Below are 18,575 nucleotides of genomic sequence, written 5' to 3' on the forward strand. Positions count from 1 at the left end.
CAGGTCCTGGCGGGCGCGGGCGGTGAGGGTCGCGGTGCCGGACAGGTGCTCGTCGGCCGACCGGCCGCGGGTGCACGACGACCGTCCCAGAATGTCGATCAATCGGGCAATGGATTAACCGACCCCGGGGTTGGACTAATCGATCACCGAGAACACGAACGAGAACTCCGCCGGCTCGGCGATCAGGTGGTACTGCGGCAGCACACCCGGCCCGCAGGACGCCGTACCGATGCCGTGGTGACGGTGGTCCAGGTTGACCCACACCGTCTCGCCGGCGACCAGGTCCGTGAGGTGCGTCGCCGCGTCCAGCTGCTCGCTCGTCCAGCGCCGGGCCGCGAAGGAGAACTCCGGGTCGCCCTCGATCCTGAGGCCGCCCAGCTCCACCCAGCGCACGTCGGCCCGGGAGCCGTTCTCCTGCGGGCGCAGGTACGGCGTCTGGAGCCCGTCGACGGTCGAGGTCCAGCGGCCGACCATGGAGGCCGCCCGGGTGTCGGGGTACGCCTCACCGGGACCGCCGCCGAACCAGCGCACCTCATCGGCACCAGAGGCCACCGCCGACAGCCCGAGCCGCACACCGAGCCGCGGCAACGGCACCGTCCACTGCCCCTCGGGCGTCACGGACACGGTCAGCTTCAGCCGCGAGCCGTCCGAGGTCCAGCGGTACTCGGCGGCCAGGCCCACCTCACGGGCGGCGGGCGCCACCCGGGTACGCACGACCAGCGCCTCGGACTCCAGCTCCACCCCGACCAGACGGTGCCGCATCCGGTGCAGGCCGAGCGTCCGCCACAGCGTGCTGTAGCGCAGCCCGGACTTCCACTCGGTGCCGTCGTCGTTGTCGGTCGTCGCCCGCCACACGTCCAGGCGCGGGTTCTCGACGGCGACCCCACCGACCGTCCGCAGCGCGCCGGTCCGGGCGTCGAACGAGCCCGGACCGAGCGTGATCAGCTCCGCGCCGCGCTCGGGCCGGGCGGAGGGCGCGACGGAAGGCCGTACCGCCGAAGAGGCCGGGAACTGTCCCCACGCGATCACGTGGTCCTTCGGCGCCCAGGCGGTGTCGGCCGCCAGCAGCGCCCGTACGGTCCACTGCGCCTCCGCGGAGGCGTGCGCGGGCGGTTCGGGCAGCTTCAGGTCCGCGGACTCGCCGGGTGCCAGCGCGGGCACCGACAGCGTGCCCGCCTCGACCGTCTCGCCCTCCACCTGGTACGACCACTCGAACGCGAGGCCGGACAGGTCTGCGAAGTCGTACTTGTTGGTCACCCGGACGGTGCCGTCGGCGCACTCGAAGGAGACCGGCTCGATGACCTTCTTGTACTCCAGGAGGCCGGGGGAGGGCGTGCGGTCCGGGAAGATCAGGCCGTCGCAGACGAAGTTGCCGTCGTGCAGCTCCTCGCCGAAGTCGCCGCCGTAGGCGTAGCCCAGCTCCGGGTGCTTGACGCCGTGGTCGATCCACTCCCAGATGAAGCCGCCCTGGAGCCGCTCGTACTTCTCGAACAGCTCCTGGTAGTCGGCGATGCCGCCGGGGCCGTTGCCCATGGCGTGGCCGTACTCGCACTGGATGAACGGCAGCTTCCGGCGCCCCAGGGTGCCGCCGTCCAGCTCCTTGCCGATCTGCTCGACCTCGGCGTGGTCGGCGTACATCCGGGAGTAGACGTCGGTGTCCCGGCAGTTCCAGTCGCCCTCGTAGTGGACGAGCCGCTCGGGGTCGCGCCCGTGGATCCACTCGGCCATCGCGGTCAGACCGCGGCCGGTGCCGGCCTCGTTGCCCAGCGACCAGAAGACGATCGACGGGTGGTTCTTGTCCCGCTCGACCATGCGGGCCGCGCGGTCCAGGAGGGCCGGGGTCCAGCGGTCGTCGTCGACGGGGTTGTCGCGCCACTCCTGCTCGGTGAAGCCGTGGGTCTCCAGGTCGCACTCGTCGATGACCCACAGGCCGTACTCGTCGCACAGGTCCAGGAAGGCGGGGTGCGGCGGGTAGTGCGAGGTGCGCACCGCGTTGAGGTTGTGCCGCTTCATCAGCAGCACGTCCTCGCGCATGGTCGCGAGGTCGAGCGTGCGGCCCTTCTCGGGGTGCCACTCGTGCCGGTTGACGCCCTTGAACAGGATCGCCCTGCCGTTGACCTTGATCAGGCCGTCTTCCAGGGCGATCGTGCGGAAGCCGATGCGCAGCGGGATCCGCTCGCCCTCGGTGACCAGCTCGCCGTCGTAGAGCCGGGGGCTCTCGGCGCTCCACGGCGCGACCAGGGACGTCGCCGGCTCGCCGGTCGCGACATCGATGTCCAGGGCGGGCACGAGGACCCGCCCGTCGACGTCGGAGTCGACGCGCAGGGTGCCCTCGCCCGTGACGTGGTCGTAGGAGGCGTGCACGAAGAAGTCGAGCGCGCTGCCCGCCGGGCGGTGCAGCAGCGTCACGTCACGGAAGATGCCCGGCAGCCACCACTGGTCCTGGTCCTCCAGATAGGAGCCGGAGGACCACTGGTGCACACGGACCGCGAGGACGTTGCCCTTCGGCTTCAGCAGATGGCCGACCGCGAACTCGTGCGCGAGCCGGGAGCCCTTGAACTCGCCGAGGTCGGTGCCGTTCAGCCAGAGCCGCGCGCAGGACTCGACGCCGTCGAAGCGGATGACCGCGCCGCCGTCCGAGGGCCAGTCCTCGGGGAGGTCGAAGACGTGCAGGTGGTCGCCGGTCGGGTTCTCCGTCGGCACGTACGGCGGGTCGACCGGGAACGGGTAGAGGTGGTTGGTGTAGATCGGCAGCCCGAAGGCGCCGTCGCCCTGGAGGACCCAGTGCCCGGGGACCGTGACCTCGGCCCAGTCACCGGCGTCGAACCCCTCCTCGGCGAAGGAGTCGTCCTCGGCGTCGGCGGTGGCCGCGAGGCGGAAGCGCCAGGCGCCGTTGAGGGACAGGGCCTGCGCGTCCGAGGACGCGTACCAGGCGCGGGGCGCAAGGGCCCCGCTGCCCGGCGACACGTCCTCGACGTAGTCGAAGGCGCTGCTGGTGGTGCGGAAAGACATGGGTCTCCAGGTCTCGTTACGTGGGGCTCAGCCCTTGATGCCGGTCTGCGCGATCCCCTGGACCAGCCAGCGCTGGAGGAAGAGGAACACGAACACCAGGGGCAGGATGGAAATGGCGGTCGCCATGAAGATCTGGTGGAAGACGACGGTCTGGCCCGTGGTGTACGAGGAGAGCGCTACCTGGACGGTCCACGAGCTCGGGTCCTGGCCGATGACCAGCGGCCACAGGAAGGAGTTCCAGCCGTTGATGAAGGTGATGGTGGCGATCGCCGCGAAGAAGTTCAGCGAGTTGGGCACCACGACACGCCAGTAGGCGCCCCAGTAGCCCAGTCCGTCCACCCGTGCCGCCTCCTCCAGTTCCTTCGGGAATCCCAGGAAGTACTGCCGGAAAAGGAAGCAGGTGAAACCGCTGAACAGGCCCGGGATGATGAGACCACGATACGTGTCGACCCAGCCCAGTGACGAGACCAGGACGAAGCTGGGCACGAAGGTCACGGCGGTCGGGACCATCAGGGTGCCCAGGACGACGTAGAAGATCTTGTTGGCGTGCTTGTACGGGATGCGGGCCAGCCCGTAGCCCGCGAGGGAGCAGACCAGCAGGACGCCGGCGGTGTGCAGGACGGCGACGACGGTGGAGTTCCACAGCGACTGGGCGAAGGGCACCGACGAGTCGTCGAACAGGTCGGCGATGTTGCCCCACTGGAGATGCGTGGGGAAGAACTTCCAGTTCTCCCCGGTGATCTCGGCGTCCGTGGACAGCGCGTTGCGGACGATCAGGTAGAAGGGGACCAGGAAGAGGAAGGCGGCGACACCGGTGGCGATGTAGAGACCGGTGTTGCCCATCACGCCGCGGCCGCGGCTCTTCCTGACCTTGCGTATCTCGGGTGTGGTCGTCGTCACTTGGACTCGTCCCCCCTTCCGAAGCCCATGATCTTGCCCTGGAACAGGGTCACGATGATGATCAGCACGGTCAGGATGACCGCGCCGGCGCTGCCCGCGCCGTAGTCCTGGCTCTCGCCCAGGGCCTTGTAGTACAGCTCGACGAGCGGCGGACGGCCCCAGGTGGTCTTCGACAGGAGGTTGAAGAACTCGTCGAAGGCCTGGTAGGCGGCGACCAGCAGGAGCAGGACCACCGCGGTGGAGGTGGCTCGCAGCTGGGGCAGGGTGATGTAGCGGAAGGTCTGCCAGCCCGGCTTGGCTCCGTCGATCGAGGCGGCCTCGTACAGCTCGGCCGGGATGTTCTGGAGCGCGGCGATGAACAGGATCATGTAGAAGCCGGACTGCAGCCAGAGCCGCGCGGTGACGATGACGAACCAGTACCAGGGCGGGCTGGGGTCGGCCAGCCACGCGATGTTCTCGATCCCGAACCAGCCGAGGACCGTGTTCATCAGACCGAAGCGGACACCGCTGAAGATGGACATCTTCCAGATCAGCGAGGCGGCCACGTAACTGCACGCGGTCGGCAGGAAGAACACCGAACGGAAGAACGCCCGCATGAAGCGCAGCCGGTTCACCAGCAGGGCCAGACTCAGCGAGAGCGCCCAGGTGGTGGGCACGATGAACGCGGCGAAGACGGTGAAGGTGCCGAGCGAGCCGACGAAGTCGTCGTTCGTCAGCATGTACCTGTAGTTGTCGAAGCCGATGAACTTGTCGGGCGTGACGGTGAAGCGGGCGTCGAAGAAGCTGAGCCAGAGGCTCCAGAGGATCGGCGCGTAGACGAAGATCGCCAGGCCGATGAGGAACGGCCCGGTGAAGAGCCAGAAGTTGAAAGTGGCGCTGCCCCGCAGCCCCCGCCGCGGCTTGGCCGGGGAGGCCGTTGCCGGGGCGGGGCCCGTGAGGTCGAGCTCGGTCGTCGTCGACATGTCGTGTTCCGTCCGCACGCCTATCCGAAGAGCTTCTTGAGCTCGCGGTTGACGGCCGTGTCCGCCTTGTCGAGGGCCGCCTCGGGGTCACCGCCCTTGCGGACGGAGTTGGCGAAGACGTCCTCCAGCGCCGTGATCATGGCCTGGGTCCAGCCGATGTTGTCGAAGTGGCCGAACTCGTTGAAGAGCCTGACGCCCTCGGCGGCGTTGCCCGTCTTGAGCTTGGTGGCGGACTTCGCGAGGGAGATGCGCGGCGGGATGTGGAAGCCGTAGGAGGTGGCCCAGTCCTCCTGGTACTCCTTCTGGTCGATCCACAGCCACTTGACGTATTCCTTGGCCGCGTCGACGTTCTTGCCCTTGGCGTTGACGAACATCGACCAACCGCCGTTGTAGACCGACTGCTTGCCGGAGTCGACGGTCTTCGGGAAGGGGAACACGCCCCAGTCGTCGCCGAGCGCCTCCTGGATCGCCGGCATCGCCCACATGCCGCAGAACTGGATGGCGCACAGGCCCTGGGTGAACGAGGAGGGGTCCCAGGACTCGGTCGGCGCGCCGAGGAGGAGGTTGCCGCTGGTGAACAGCTTGCGCATCTTCTTGATGCCCTCGACGACGCCCGGGGTGTGGTAGGCGATCTCGTTCTTCGCGGTGAGGGTGTCGGCGCCGGCCGACCAGATCATCGGGAAGATGACGCTGTGCAGGTCGTTGCCCATGTAGAGGCCCTTGACCTTGCCGGTGGTGAGCTTGGCGGCGGCCTCGGCCAGCTCGTCCAGCGTGGTCGGCACGTCGACCTTGGCCTTCTCCAGCATCGACTTGCGGTAGAAGAAGAACTGCGGGTCGTCGATCATCCGGACGCCGTATATCTTCCCGTCCACCGTGTGCGAGGCGATGTCGGCCGGGTTGAAGTCGGACTTGACCGGGTCGATGATGTCGGTCAGGTCCGCCACCTGGCCGCTTCTGACCAGCTGGATCTGCGGGTGGAACTCGAAGAGGTCGGGCGCGTTCTTGGTGAGCAGCGTCGCGAACAGCTTGCTCTCGAAGTCGGAGCTGGTGATCCACTGCGTGGTCACGTTGGCCTTGTCGTAGGCCTTCGCGTACTTCTTGATGGCCTGCTCGGTCCCGGCCTCGCCGTAGGCGTGGAAGTACTGGTTCAGGGTCGGGCCCGAACTCGACCCGCCGCTGCGCCCGTTGTTGCCACCGCACGCTGCCAGACCGCCGGCGGCGGCCAGACCCAGCGCGGCCTGCAGAACGGCTCGGCGGTTCCAGTTGGTGTTGCTCGATGCCGACATGGTGACGTCCTTGTCTCGAGTGCGGCTTGCGGCTCTGTGCCCTTGGCTCGGCGCCATGGCGCCGGATGGCTCAAATGGACCTGCGGTGCGGGACGTTAACCTTCGGCTAAGGCTTCGGCAAGGGGTTGGACGAAGTCTGCATGAAGCGTTGTACGTCGTTCGGGATATCGGACGTCAGGGAGGCGGGCGTCTCCCCGGCGCCGTCAGGAGGGCGGTGCCGTACGGCTCCTCACGAGGGTCGTGCGCTTGGTCGTCCGCTGCCCCACCGACTGCAGCGCCCCTTCGAGCGCCAGCGTGGCCGCGCCCAGGCAGGCGGGGTCCGTGGGGATGGAGGACAGGACGAACGAGGTGGCCGCCAGCGGGCGCTTCAGCGCGTGCCGGGCCACCTCCTCGCGCACCTCGCGCAGCAGCGGCTCGCCCAGCCGGGCCGCGACCCAGCTGCCGAGCACGACCACCTCGGGGTTGAGGACGTTCACCAGGTCGGCGATGGCCGCGCCGAGGTAACGGGCCATGTCCTTCAGGACCTTGACGGCCACCGGATCCTGCGCGGCGACCCCGGCCGCGAGCGCGTCGATGGTCGCGGTCTGGTCGCCGGGGTGCAACAGCGGGCTGTCGGGGCTCAGTTCGAGCAGGTTCCGCATGATGCCCGGGGCGCCCACATACGTCTCCACGCAGCCGTGGTTGCCGCAGTGGCAGAGCCGGCCGTCCAGCACCAGCGTGCTGTGGCCCCACTCGCCGGCGCTGCTGCTCACCCCCCGGTGCACCCCGCCGCCCAGGATCAGCCCGGCGCCGACACCGGTGCCGAGGATCACCACGACGGCGTCGCCGTGTCCGCGCGCGGCCCCGAACCAGAGCTCGGCGACCGCGCAGGCGCGCAGCGGGTTGTCCAGGTACAGCGGGTAGGCGATGTGCTCGGAGAGCAGGTCGAGCAGCGGCACGTCGTGCCAGTCCCAGTTGGGCGCGTACTCCGAGATGCCGGTGGCCCGGTCCACCTGCCCCGGCATGCTCACCCCGACGCCCAGCACCCGGGCCGCCTCCACACCGGCCTGCGCGACCACCGAGCCGGTGGCCGCGGCCACATGGGCGACCACCTTGTCGGGGCGGCTCTCGCCGGGGCGCATGGTCTCCTCGGCGCGCGCCAGGACGTTCAGCCCGAGGTCGAACAGCTCGACATGGACGTACGTCTCGGCGATGTCGACGCCGATCAGCGCGCCGCCCGAGGCGTTGACGGCGACCAGCCCGCGGGGGCGGCCGCCGGCCGACTCCTCGAAGCCGACCTCGGTGATCATGTCGAGGTCGAGCAGCTCGCCGACGAGCGTGGCGACGGTGGCCAGGCTCAGCCCGGTGGTCGCCGCCAGCTCCTGCCGCGAGGTCGGCGACTCGGCGATGATCTGCCGCAGCACCTCGTAGCGGTTCGCGGTGCGGATGTCACGGGATGTGCGCTTCACCGGGCCGGCCCCGTCCTTTCAGCTCAGGCCGGGGCGTCAGCGGCACCGGCGGCGTCAGGCTATGGGCTGCGACGACTTTCTACAAGGGGTTAGGAAAGGGGCTTTATAAAGTCAGTCGGCGAGCACGGCCCGAACGAAGTCGTTGGCGAATTTTGCCTCAGGGTCCAGGTCGCGCGCCAGTTCGCGGAAGTCGCCCAGCCGCGGGTACCGCGCGCGCAGCACCGGGGCGGACGTCGTGAAGACCTTGCCCCAGTGCGGCCGCGCGTCGAAGGGGTCCAGCGCCTCCTCCAGCACCCGCACCACCGGCAGCACGGCCGCCGTGTCCTCGATCCACGTGAAGTGCAGGGCCACGGTGTCCCGGCCGTACGCGGGGCTCAGCCACTGCTCGTCGGCGGTCATGGTCCGCACCTCGCAGGTCTGCAGCACCCCGGCGACCGTCTCCCGGACGCCGTCGACCGCGTGCAGCGCCGCCACGGCGTGCTCGCGCGGCAGCAGGTACTCCGACTGCAGCTCCGCCCCGCTGCTCGGCGTGAACTCCGCCCGGAAGTGCGGCAGTCGCTCCTGCCAGGGCCCCGGCACCCCGAACTGCTCGGTGCAGTTGACCGCGGGCATCCCCGGCACCGGGTGCATCTTCTCGGTCGCGGGCGCCGCCCACGGGAAGTCGGCGAGCGGCTGGTCGGTGCGCCGCTTGACCCACACCTGGCGGAAGCCCGGCGCCCGCCAGTCGGTGAACAGACTCACGCTGTACGCCGCTCCCATGACCGCCCCGAAGGTCTCCGAGTCCATTGCGGCGAGCGGGAGTTCGGTGAAGACGTACTGCTCGACGTCGAAGGACGGGACCAGGCCGAGGGTGAGGGCGGTGACCACGCCGAGGGCGCCCAGCGAGGTGACCGCGCCGCCGAAGCGGGGGTCGTCCCGGCCGATCGAGACCGAGGAACCGTCCGCCGTGATCAGCTCCACCTCGCGCACGGCCGCGGCCAGCGGACCGTTGCCGACCCCCGAGCCGTGGGTGCCGGTCGCCACCGAACCGGCCACCGAGATGTGCGGCAGGGACGCCATGTTGGGCAGCGCGAGGCCGTGGGCGTGCACCGCGCGGGCGAGTTCGGCGTAGCGGACGCCGCCGGAGACTCGTACCGTACGGGCCGTCCTGTCCACGTCGATCACCGGCGGCAGGTCGGCGATGGACAGCAGGACGCCCTCCGGTCCCGGCTCGGCGATCTCGTTGAAGGAGTGCCCGCTGCCCAGTACGCGGACCCGGGCGCTCGCGGCGACCAGCGCGCGGATCGCGTCGAGCGAGTACGGCCGGTGCAGCTCCTTGGCGGAGTAGGTGATGTTGCCGGCCCAGTTGGTGATCGTCTCCGTCATGCCTCACGTCCCTCTCGGAGAGTGTCAGTGCGTTGACCCTCTCATTGACCGGCACCTACCGTAGAGAGCGGTTTCTACAGTCTTTCCGCAGTTTTTCCGCACGCTCTGGAGGACCCCCGCCTTGTCCGAGCGCCCCCTGGCATTGTTCGCCATGACCGCCGAGAACGTGCCGCTCGTCTTCCCACCGGAGGTGCTGGCGCGGCTGCGGGAGGCCGTGGACATCGACCCCGCGCTGGTGGCCGAGGACCTCACCGATCCGGCGCTCGCGGACGTGCTGGCCCGCACCGAGATCCTGGTCACCGGCTGGGGCTGCCCCCGCCTGGACGCGGCGGTCCTGGACGCGGCCCCCAAGCTGCGGGCGGTCCTGCACTCGGCCGGTTCCGTCAAGGGCTTCGCCACGCCCGCGGTCTGGCGGCGCGGCATCGCCGTCTCCTCGGCGGCCGAGGCCAACGCGCTGCCCGTCGCCGAGTACACGCTCGCCATGATCCTGCTCGCCGGCAAGGACGTCTTCGTGCGCCGCGAGCAGATGCGCGCGGGGCGGGCCTTCCCCGGCTGGGGGATCGTGCAGGGGATCGGCAACCACGGACGGCGGATCGGGGTGATCGGCGCGTCGCGGATCGGGCGCCGGGTCGTCGAGCTGCTGAGGCCGTTCGATCTACGGCCGGTGCTCAGTGATCCTTACGTCGATCAGGCGGGCGCGGCGGCTCTGGGCGTGCCGCTGCTGCCGCTGGACGAACTGCTGCGGACCTCCGAGATCGTCACCGTGCACGCGCCGGAGACCCCGGAGACGCGCCGTCTGCTCGGCGCGCCGGAGCTGGCGCTGATGCCGGACGGGGCTGTGCTGCTGAACACCGCGCGGGGGTCTTTGGTGGACCATGACGCCCTTCTCGCGGAGCTGCGCACCGGGCGTATCTCCGCGATTCTCGACGTCACCGATCCGGAGCCGCTTCCGGTCGACTCGCCGCTGCTCAGCCTCCCGAACGTTTTCATCACCCCGCACCTCGCGGGCTCCCAGGGCAACGAGCTGGCCCGGCTGGGCGAGGCCGTCGTGGAAGAGGCGCGGCGGGTGGCGGCGGGGGAGCCGGTGGCGCATCCGGTGACGGAGGCGGAGCTGGGGCGGACGGCCTGACAGAACACGTTCAGGCACGCGAATCCGCCCATACGTCTATATATCGCACGCCGTGTAGGCCCCCCGTTCCGTCGCTCCCTCGCCGAAGGCATAACGTGAGGAGTCGTACGTCCGATCCGGGAGGAGAACACGGGATGGGCAGCCGAACCGCGCTGGTCGAGGATCTGATGGAGCGGTTCCCGCAGGTTCCGCGGGAAGCCGTCTTCAAAGAGGACCTGTTGCGGGGTGGCGTGGCCTTCGACCCGTCCGCCCTCAGCGACAACGAGTCCGGCGAGGTGAAGCCGAAGTCGTACTTCATCTTCTCCTTCGACCACGGCACACTGCCGGAACTGGGCGAGGCCGCGCTGCGCCGGCCGCCGGAGGAGATCATCCTCACCGGTGGGCCGTACGACCTGCGCAGGACCGTCGTCTCGGTGCGGGTGAACCCGGCCTCGCCGTACCGCGTCGCCGCCGACGACTCCGGCATGCTCGGGCTCTACCTCGACGGCAGGCGGATCGCCGACGTGGGCGTGCCGCCGATGCCGGAGTACTACAAGCACAAGCTCTCCAACGGGAAGTCCGTGATGGAGGTGGCCCCGACCATCCAGTGGGGCTACCTGATCTACCTCACCGTCTTCCGGGTCTGCCAGTACTTCGGGGCCAAGGAGGAGTGCCAGTACTGCGACATCAACCACAACTGGCGCCAGCACAAGGCGGCCGGGCGGCCGTACACGGGCGTCAAGGACGTGGACGAGGTCCTGGAGGCGCTCGACATCATCAACCGGTACGACACCGCCAAGGCTTCCACCGCCTACACCCTCACCGGCGGCGCGATCACCTCCAAGCTCCAGGGCCGTGACGAGGCCGACTTCTACGGCATGTACGCCAAGGCCATCGAGGAGCACTTCCCGAACCGCTGGATCGGCAAGGTCGTCGCTCAGGCGCTGCCGAAGGACGACGTGCAGCGGTTCAAGGACTACGGCGTGCAGATCTACCACCCCAACTACGAGGTGTGGGACGAGTACCTCTTCAAGATGTACTGCCCGGGCAAGGAGCGGTACGTCGGCCGGGACGAGTGGCACAAGCGCATCCTGGACTCGGCGGACGTCTTCGGGGCGCGCAATGTGATCCCCAACTTCGTGGCGGGCGTGGAGATGGCCGAGCCCTTCGGCTTCAAGACGGTCGACGAGGCCATCGCCTCCACCACCGAGGGCCTGCGCTTCTTCATGTCGAACGGCATCACGCCCCGCTTCACCACCTGGTGCCCGGAGCCGACGACCCCGCTCGGCAAGGCCAACCCGGCGGGCGCCCCGCTGGAGTACCACATCCGGCTCCTCCAGGCCTACCGCCAGACCATGGAGGACTACGGCCTCTCCTCGCCCCCCGGCTACGGCCCGCCCGGCCCCGGCCGCGCGGTCTTCTCGGTGAGCTCCTTCATGGACAGCCTTCCGGCACAGGAGCCGGTGGAGGTCTGAGGCGCGGGCCTCACATGACGCCCAGTTCCTTCAGGAGCGCGGTGACATGGCGGCCCGGTAGTGGTGTCCAGGTCGGGGTCGGCGCCAGTTTCGCGACGACCCCGGCCAGCCAGTCCGGGTCGCCGAGCAGGTGCACCGCCTTCGCGTCGGAGACCTTGCGGAAGAGGTCGTCCAGCAGAAACAGGTGCATATAGGTGTAGGAGCGCTCGTGGCGGTCGTAGAGGACTGTCCAGCCCGCCGCCGGATACCGGAGGTAGGCGCCGAGGAGGCACGCCTTGGGCCCCGACTCGACGTGTCCGCTCGCGAACGCGTTCGCGAAGGCCGCGGTGCGGGTGTTCTGCCATCTGCTGGCGGAGCCCTTCACCCTGGTGTGCACGACCCTCGACCACGGCACCGCCGAGAGCGGCTCGGTCGTCCCGCGCTCGTGGTGCTCCATGCCGTCGGGGGTGAGCACCACACAACTGCCCTTGCCGCGCTTGGGATCCCCGATGATCCAGCGGTCGCCGACCAGTTCCAGCGACCCCAGAAGCTGCGCCATGTTTCCCCCGTGATGATGTTTCCTCCGCCTCGGGGCCCTATTCTCCGTGACTGCTGTTTCTCGTGGGGCTGCGATTGATACGTTTCGGCCTCACGTCCGTACTCCTGGCCGGAACCCTGCGCCGAGGTGTGTCCTCGGTGAGGGGGGCCGAACTCCCGGTAACCAGAATTGAATAGCCTGCTTGTCAGTTGTGTGGGAGACGTGAAAGGCTCCTGTCCTGCCGCGAGGTTCCCCCCAACTCCTTTGCCAATATGGCGAGTTGACCTCGCTTTCGACGCAGGAGACTCATGCCCGACCTGCCGACTCCCCAGAACGCGGCCGAGGCCGCGCTGTTCTCGGAGTGCTGGGATGCCGTGCTCTCGTACGCCGATCTGTGCACGGCCGGCTCGGCCGCCGCCACCGAGCTGGCCACAGAGGCGTTCTCCCTGGGTATGCGCGAGGTCCGGGACGCGGAGGCCATCGCCGCCCGCGCCGGCCGCCGCCCCGCCCGACTGCCCCGCATACCCCTGCTGCTGACCGCCGTTCGCGGCACCGCGGCCGACTGGGAGACCCAGGGACTCGGACACCGCCTCGACCCCGACCTGAGGCTCTGGCTCAACTCCGAGAAGGCCGCCCGCTACAGCGGCCCCCCGCTCCAACGCCCCCTCGCCCTGCGCGGGTTGCGCGATCTCCAGGCCGCCGACGCCGAACTGCTGTGGCTGGCCGAGGTGGAGGCGCTGCCGCTACCGGTGGTGGCCCGCCGGCTCGGCCTCGACCCGGCCACCGTCGCCGACGAACTCACCCAGGTGCGCGGCCTGTTCCGGGACCGCAGCCACCGCAACCACCTCGACACCCCGATGGAACCGCAGTGCCGCAGCTATGCCCGGCTGCTGGACGCGGTCACCCGTTCCACCGCCGCCGACACCCCGGACGACCTCTCCCGGCACCTCGCGCGCTGTGTGGAGTGCGCCGAGGCCGCCGCCTGTCTGCGACTGCACGGCGGCGGACTGCCGGCGGCCCTCGCCGGCGGGGTGATCGGCTGGGGCGGGCTCGCCTACCTGGAGCGCCGCCGCCGGGCCGCCGAGGTGCGGCTGGGGGCCGGGCGCCCGATCGCCGCGCTGGAGGCCGGGCCGCCGAACCCCGGCGCGCACAAGGCGAAGGTCGTGCGCAACGGGCTGCTCGTCGCGGCCGTCCTGGTCTCGCTGCTGGCCCTCGCCGTCTCGATGATGCCGGGCGACGACATGGACAACGGCGAGGCCAAGCACGGCGGTTCGTCCGACGGGCAGCCGGTGGTGGCCGCGCCCACCACCTCGCTGCCGCCGGTCGGCTCGGGGACGCCCGTCTCCCCGGACCCCTCCGAGTCGTCGGCCACGAGCCCGTCCGGGTCGCCGTCCGGACCGAAGAACTCCGACCCGGAACCCCAGGGCACCTCCTCCGCGAGCGCGGAGAACCCGGACCCCGTGGAGAGCGCGCGGCCGCCGGTCTGCGAGGTCGCCTACGAGCTCGTCAACCAGTGGCCCGACGGCTTCCAGGCCGCCGTCACCGTGACCAGCGCCAAGGCGCTCACCGACTGGAGCGTCGTCTGGTCCTTCCCGGACGGGCAGAAGGTGACCCAGATGTGGGACGCGAGCTTCACCCAGAGCGGCGGGCGCGTCACGGCGAAGGCCGCCGACTACAACAAGTCGGTCTCCGCGGGCGGTTCGCTCTCCTTCGGCTTCCTCGCCTCCTGGCAGAGCAAGAACGCCCCGGCGTACGACTTCACCCTCAACGGGCAGGAGTGCGCCAAGTCCTGACGCCGGCAATCCGCGCAACCCCCTGGCGGATCAGAGTATGTCTGGTTAGCCTTACCTAAGTTTGACTGTGCGGTGTCTGAGCGCCGCGGAACCGGTCCGGGGGTAGGGGTGACAGAAGCTGGCCTGCCCGGCCGGAGCGTGCTGTGGGACGCCGTCGCCGGGCAACGCCGTGACGTGCTGCTCGGCTCGTTCCTCGGCATGGGGCACCAGGCGGGCGAGGCGCTGATCCCGGTGGTCATCGGCCTCGCCGTCGAACGCGGCGTGGTGGACGGCGACTTCGGCGGGCTGCTGCTGTGGCTCGGCGTCCTCGCCGTCGTCTACCTCTGCCTCTCCTTCAGCTGGCGCGCCGCCACCCGGGCCGCCGAACGTGCCTCCGTCGTCGCCGCGCACCGGCTCAGGGCCCGGCTCGTCACCCGGCTGCTCGCCCCCGAAGGCGGCGCCGACGAGGGCAGGTTGCAGGGCGAACTCGCCAACACCGCGACGGAGGACGCCCGTCGGGTCGGCGCGGTCACCATGGCGGTCGTCGTCGCCGTCTCCTCCACGGCGGGGCTCGTCGTCGCCGCGGTCGTCCTGCTGCGCATGTCCCTGCCGCTGGGGCTGCTCGTCCTGCTCGGCACACCGCTGCTGCTGTGGCTCGGCCATCTGCTGAGCAAGCCCCTCGAACACCGCAGCGCCACCGAGCAGGAGAGCGCCGCGCGTGCCTCCGGCGTGGCCGCCGACCTCGTCGCCGGGCTGCGGGTCGTCAAGGGCATCGGAGCCGAGCCGGCGGCCGCCGCGCGCTACCGGCACACCAGCCGACGGTCCCTGACCGCCACGCTCCGCGCGGCTCGGGCCGAGGCCTGGCAGAACGGTCTGCTGACCATCCTGACCGGCAGCTTCCTCGCGGTGGTCGCCCTCGTCGGCGGCCGCCTCGCCGCCGGCGGGGACATCGGCCTGGGGCAACTGGTCTCCTCCGTCGCCCTGGCGCTGTTCCTCATCGGACCGCTCTCCGAATTCTCCTGGGTCAACGCGGAGTTGGCCCAGGGGAGGGCGTCGGCGACACGCATCGAGGGGATTCTGGAGGCGCCGGGGGCGGTGGCGTCGGCGAGCGATCCGGTGGTCGTACGGCGCGTCGAGGGCCGCGTACGGCTACGGAGTCTCTTCTACGGTCCTCTCCGCGATCTCGATCTCGACATCGCGCCCGGCGAGACGGTCGGCGTCGTCGCCACCGAGCCGGGTGCCGCGAGCGCGTTGCTGGAACTGCTGGGGCGCCGGGCCGACCCGGACGAGGGCGCCGTAGAGCTGGACGGCACCGCACTGCCCGCGCTGACCCTCGCCGAGGCCCGCGCCGCGATCCTCGTGGCCGACCACGACGCGGACCTGTTCGAGGGAACCGTGCTGGAGAACGTCTCGGCGGCGATGCCCACGGGCGATCCCGGCACCGCGATCCGCGCCTCCGGGACCGACGAAGTGCTGCGCACCCTCCCCGACGGAGGGGACACCGCCGTCACCGCCCGCGGCCGCTCCCTCTCCGGCGGCCAGCGGCAACGCGTCGCGCTGGCAAGGGCGTTGGCCGCCGACGCACCCGTCCTCGTCCTGCACGAACCGACCACCGCCGTCGACAGCGTCACGGAGGTCCGGATCGCCGCCGGACTCGGACGGCTCAGACAGGGCCGCACCACCCTCCTGGTCACCAACAGCCCGGCGCTGCTCGCGGTGACGGACCGGGTCGTCCTCCTGGACGCGGGGCAGATCGCGGCCGTAGGAGCACACGACCGTTTGATCCACGAGCACACGACGTACCGCACGGTGGTGGCGTCATGACCGAGACCAGGGGCACCACGACCTTCGCCCCCACCCTCCTCCCCACCGCCACCCCGTCCCGCACCCGCGCCGCCGTGGCCGAACTCCTGCGCCCGCACCGCACGTTGGCGCTCACCGCCTTCGCCGTCATGGTCGGCGCCACCGCCATCGGCCTCCTCGTGCAACCCCTCCTGGGCCGCATCGTCGACCTGGCCGCCGACCACGGCTCCGCCGACGCCATCACCACCACCGCGGCCCTCCTCGTCGCCGTGTCCGTCGCCCAGGGCCTCACCACCGGACTCGGCCTCTCCCTGATCTCCCGCCTCGGCGAGACCACCCTGGCCCGCCTGCGCGAACGCTTCGTGGAACGCGCCCTCGGCCTCCCCCTGGAGCGCGTGGAGAAGGCCGGCGCCGGAGACCTGACCGCACGCGTCACCGCCGACGTCTCCCTGATCGCCGAGGCCGTCCGAAGTGCCCTGCCGGAGCTGGCCCGTTCACTCCTGACGATCGTCCTCACCCTCGGCGCGCTCGCCCTGCTGGACTGGCGGTTCCTGCTGGCCGCCCTGCTCGCGGTCCCCGTCCAGGTGCTCACCGCCCGCTGGTACGTGGCCCGGGCCGTCCCCCTCTACGCGGCCCAGCGGGTGGCCGCCGGCGCCCAGCAGCAGCAACTGCTCGACACCATCGGCGGCGCCCCCACCGTCCGCGCGTTCCGACTGGAGCGCGAGCACACCGAACGGGTCACCCAACGGTCGTGGTCCGTGGTCGAGTTGACCCTGCGCGGCCTCAAGCTCGTCCTCGGCTTCTACAGCCGGCTGCACATCGGCGAGTACATCGGCCTGGCCGCCGTACTGATCACCGGCTACTGGCTGGTCCACCAGGGCTCCGCGTCCATCGGCACGGCCACCGCGGCCGCCCTGTACTTCCACAGCCTCTTCAACCCGATCAACGCGGCCCTGGCCCTCCTCGACGACGCCCAGTCCGCCACCGCGAGCCTGGCCCGCCTGGTCGGCGTCACCGACGAACCGCCCGCCCCGCCCGGCCGCGCGCTGGAACCCGGCGCCGTCGAGGTCACCGTGCGGGGTCTGAGCCACGCCTACCGTCCGGGCCACCCCGTCCTGCACGACATCGACCTGACCGTCCGGCACGGCGAACGCGTGGCCCTCGTGGGCGCGAGCGGGGCCGGGAAGACGACCCTGGCCCGCCTGATCGCCGGCATCCAGGAGCCCATCGCGGGCAGCGTCCTGGTCGGCGGGCTGCCCCCGACGGAGATCTCCGGCTCCCTCGCCCTGATCACCCAGGAGACCCACGTCTTCGCGGGCCCCCTCGCCGACGACCTGCGCCTGGCCCGCCCGGACGCCACGGACGACGACCTGCGCACCGCGCTCGACACCGTGGAGGCCCTCGCCTGGGCCGAGGCGCTGCCCGAGGGCCTCGACACCGTCGTCGGCGACGGCGGCCACCGGCTCGACGGCGCCCGCACCCAGGCCCTCGCGCTGGCCCGGCTGATCCTCGCCGACCCGGCGTTCGTCGTCCTCGACGAGGCCACGGCGGAGGCGGGCAGCGCCGGGGCGCGCTCGCTGGAGAAGGCGGTCGCCCGTGCCGTGGACGGCCGTACCGCACTCATCGTCGCCCACCGGCTCAGCCAGGCGGCCGCCGCCGACCGGATCGTCGTCATGGACGGCGGCCGGATCGTCGAGAGCGGCACGCACGACGAACTCCGGGCGGCCGAGGGCCCCTACGCAGCCCTGTGGGAGGCGTGGTCGGACACCCGCGGCGACGGCCCGTGACCTATGCCCCCCGACCCCCTGGTTTTCATGCAACTCCCGTACCCCTGAACCCCGAAGGACCGCCGATGTTCCGCTCCCGCAGAGCCGTCGCCCGCTCCACCGCGGCGCTCGCCTCCACCCTCCTGGTTCTCGCCGCCGCCACGGCCTGCGGCGGCGACTCGGACGACGACACGTCGAACGCCGGTGCCGAGGCGAGCACGTCCGCCGACTCGGCCTTCCCGGTCACCATCGCCCACAAGTACGGCAGTACGACGATCAAGGCCGAGCCGAAGCGGATCGTCACCGTCGGCCTCACCGACCAGGACTCCGTCCTCGCCCTCGGCAAGGTGCCGGTCGGCACCACGGAGTGGCTCGGCGGCTACAAGGGCGCCATCGGCCCGTGGGCCCAGGACAAGCTAGGCTCGGCCGCCGCCCCGACCGTCCTCAAGGACACCGGCACCGGCCCGCAGATCGAGAAGATCGCCGCGCTCAAGCCCGACCTGATCCTCGCGGTCTACGGCGGACTCACCAAGGAGCAGTACACCTCGCTGTCCGCGTTCGCCCCCGTGGTCGCCCAGCCCAAGGAGTACAACGACTACGGCGTGCCGTGGCAGCAGCAGACCGAGATCATCGGCAAGGCCCTCGGCGAGCCCGCGGAGGCCACGAAGGCGGTCAAGGAGACCGAGGACCAGATCGACGCGGCCCTCACCCAACACCCCGAGTTCAAGGGCAAGTCGGCGGTGATGGCGACGCCGTACGAGGGCATCTTCGTCTTCGGCAGCCAGGACCCGCGCTCGCATCTGCTGACCGACCTCGGCTTCAGCCTGCCCAAGGACCTCGACAAGGTCATCGGCGACCAGTTCGGCGCCAACATCAGCAAGGAGCGCACCGACCTGCTCGACCAGGACGCCCTCGTCTGGCAGGTCGGGGATGTCACCAAGGATGCCGACAAGCTGCACAAGGACGCTTCCTACAAGGACCTGAACGTCGTCAAGCAGGGCCGCGAGGTCTACGTCGCCGAGTCCAGCGACTACGGCAACGCCCTGTCGATGAGCGACGTCCTGAGCCTCAGGTACGTCATCGAACGGCTGGTGCCGCAGCTGGCGGCGGCCGTCGACGGCAAGACCGACACGAAGGTGGAGCAGCCGGCGTCCTGAACGG

Annotated in this window: 13 protein-coding genes; 6 read left to right on the top strand and 7 right to left on the bottom strand. The window is 70.6% G+C overall.

Annotated features, from left to right (window positions below; all coding sequences use genetic code 11):
* Window positions 1–135: 135 nt before the first annotated feature.
* The 6 genes from ABZ896_RS22170 to ABZ896_RS22195 form a co-directional block, all read right to left on the bottom strand.
* Entirely contained in the window at window positions 136–3,012 is a 2,877-nt protein-coding gene (locus tag ABZ896_RS22170) for a glycoside hydrolase family 2 TIM barrel-domain containing protein (protein ID WP_360931595.1), read from the bottom strand.
* A 27-nt stretch (window positions 3,013–3,039) separates the two neighbouring features.
* Window positions 3,040–3,912 (bottom strand): carbohydrate ABC transporter permease, encoded by an 873-nt coding sequence (locus ABZ896_RS22175; RefSeq protein ID WP_360931598.1) that lies wholly within the window; start codon window positions 3,910–3,912, stop codon window positions 3,040–3,042.
* Window positions 3,909–4,874, bottom strand: a complete 966-nt coding sequence (locus tag ABZ896_RS22180; RefSeq protein WP_360931601.1) for a sugar ABC transporter permease — start codon at window positions 4,872–4,874, stop codon at window positions 3,909–3,911. The genes ABZ896_RS22175 and ABZ896_RS22180 overlap by 4 nt, the downstream gene beginning before the upstream one ends.
* Before the next feature lie 20 nt (window positions 4,875–4,894).
* Entirely contained in the window at window positions 4,895–6,160 is a 1,266-nt protein-coding gene (locus ABZ896_RS22185) for a sugar ABC transporter substrate-binding protein (protein WP_360931604.1), read from the bottom strand.
* 203 nt (window positions 6,161–6,363) lie between these two features.
* Entirely contained in the window at window positions 6,364–7,608 is a 1,245-nt protein-coding gene (locus tag ABZ896_RS22190) for an ROK family transcriptional regulator (protein WP_360931607.1), read from the bottom strand.
* Window positions 7,609–7,719: 111 nt separating this feature from the next.
* Window positions 7,720–8,973 (bottom strand): FAD-binding protein, encoded by a 1,254-nt coding sequence (locus tag ABZ896_RS22195; RefSeq protein WP_360931610.1) that lies wholly within the window; start codon window positions 8,971–8,973, stop codon window positions 7,720–7,722.
* 121 nt (window positions 8,974–9,094) lie between these two features.
* Between ABZ896_RS22195 and ABZ896_RS22200 the strand changes: the two genes are divergently transcribed.
* Window positions 9,095–10,102 carry a hydroxyacid dehydrogenase gene (locus ABZ896_RS22200; RefSeq protein WP_360931613.1) on the top strand — a complete coding sequence of 336 codons (1,008 nt, stop codon included), beginning with the start codon at window positions 9,095–9,097 and terminating at the stop codon, window positions 10,100–10,102.
* Window positions 10,103–10,236: 134 nt separating this feature from the next.
* Window positions 10,237–11,556 (top strand): radical SAM protein, encoded by a 1,320-nt coding sequence (locus ABZ896_RS22205; RefSeq protein ID WP_360931616.1) that lies wholly within the window; start codon window positions 10,237–10,239, stop codon window positions 11,554–11,556.
* Between the two features lie 10 nt (window positions 11,557–11,566).
* Here ABZ896_RS22205 and ABZ896_RS22210 read toward each other — a convergent pair whose 3' ends face one another.
* On the bottom strand, window positions 11,567–12,094 hold the full coding sequence (locus ABZ896_RS22210) for a hypothetical protein (protein ID WP_360931619.1): 528 nt from the start codon (window positions 12,092–12,094) through the stop codon (window positions 11,567–11,569).
* Between the two features lie 287 nt (window positions 12,095–12,381).
* On the opposite strand from ABZ896_RS22210, the gene ABZ896_RS22215 reads away from it, so the two are divergent.
* The 4 genes from ABZ896_RS22215 (at window position 12,382) to ABZ896_RS22230 (ending at window position 18,571) form a co-directional block, all read left to right on the top strand.
* The gene (locus ABZ896_RS22215; protein ID WP_360931622.1) at window positions 12,382–13,866 is read left to right on the top strand and encodes a cellulose-binding domain-containing protein; all 1,485 of its coding nucleotides are present in this window, start codon (window positions 12,382–12,384) and stop codon (window positions 13,864–13,866) included.
* Between the two features lie 108 nt (window positions 13,867–13,974).
* Complete coding sequence (locus ABZ896_RS22220; protein ID WP_360931625.1) at window positions 13,975–15,669, top strand: ABC transporter ATP-binding protein; 1,695 nt, start codon at window positions 13,975–13,977, stop codon at window positions 15,667–15,669.
* Window positions 15,666–17,435 carry an ABC transporter ATP-binding protein gene (locus tag ABZ896_RS22225; protein ID WP_360931628.1) on the top strand — a complete coding sequence of 590 codons (1,770 nt, stop codon included), beginning with the start codon at window positions 15,666–15,668 and terminating at the stop codon, window positions 17,433–17,435. The genes ABZ896_RS22220 and ABZ896_RS22225 overlap by 4 nt, the downstream gene beginning before the upstream one ends.
* 65 nt (window positions 17,436–17,500) lie before the next feature.
* Window positions 17,501–18,571, top strand: a complete 1,071-nt coding sequence (locus ABZ896_RS22230) for an iron-siderophore ABC transporter substrate-binding protein (RefSeq protein WP_360931631.1) — start codon at window positions 17,501–17,503, stop codon at window positions 18,569–18,571.
* Window positions 18,572–18,575: the final 4 nt, after the last annotated feature.

Source organism: Streptomyces sp. NPDC047072, assembly GCF_040643855.1.
Lineage (GTDB): Bacteria > Actinomycetota > Actinomycetes > Streptomycetales > Streptomycetaceae > Streptomyces.

What these genes read in the sequence shown, in the direction of transcription:
- ABZ896_RS22170 (WP_360931595.1), bottom strand. Translation starts at nt 3,012, where the DNA reads ATGTCTTTCCGCACCACCAGCAGCGCCTTCGACTACGTCGAGGACGTG.
- ABZ896_RS22180 (WP_360931601.1), bottom strand. Translation starts at nt 4,874, where the DNA reads ATGTCGACGACGACCGAGCTCGACCTCACGGGCCCCGCCCCGGCAACG.
- ABZ896_RS22185 (WP_360931604.1), bottom strand. Translation starts at nt 6,160, where the DNA reads ATGTCGGCATCGAGCAACACCAACTGGAACCGCCGAGCCGTTCTGCAG.
- ABZ896_RS22195 (WP_360931610.1), bottom strand. Translation starts at nt 8,973, where the DNA reads ATGACGGAGACGATCACCAACTGGGCCGGCAACATCACCTACTCCGCC.
- ABZ896_RS22205 (WP_360931616.1), top strand. Translation starts at nt 10,237, where the DNA reads ATGGGCAGCCGAACCGCGCTGGTCGAGGATCTGATGGAGCGGTTCCCG.
- ABZ896_RS22210 (WP_360931619.1), bottom strand. Translation starts at nt 12,094, where the DNA reads ATGGCGCAGCTTCTGGGGTCGCTGGAACTGGTCGGCGACCGCTGGATC.
- ABZ896_RS22215 (WP_360931622.1), top strand. Translation starts at nt 12,382, where the DNA reads ATGCCCGACCTGCCGACTCCCCAGAACGCGGCCGAGGCCGCGCTGTTC.
- ABZ896_RS22225 (WP_360931628.1), top strand. Translation starts at nt 15,666, where the DNA reads ATGACCGAGACCAGGGGCACCACGACCTTCGCCCCCACCCTCCTCCCC.
- ABZ896_RS22230 (WP_360931631.1), top strand. Translation starts at nt 17,501, where the DNA reads ATGTTCCGCTCCCGCAGAGCCGTCGCCCGCTCCACCGCGGCGCTCGCC.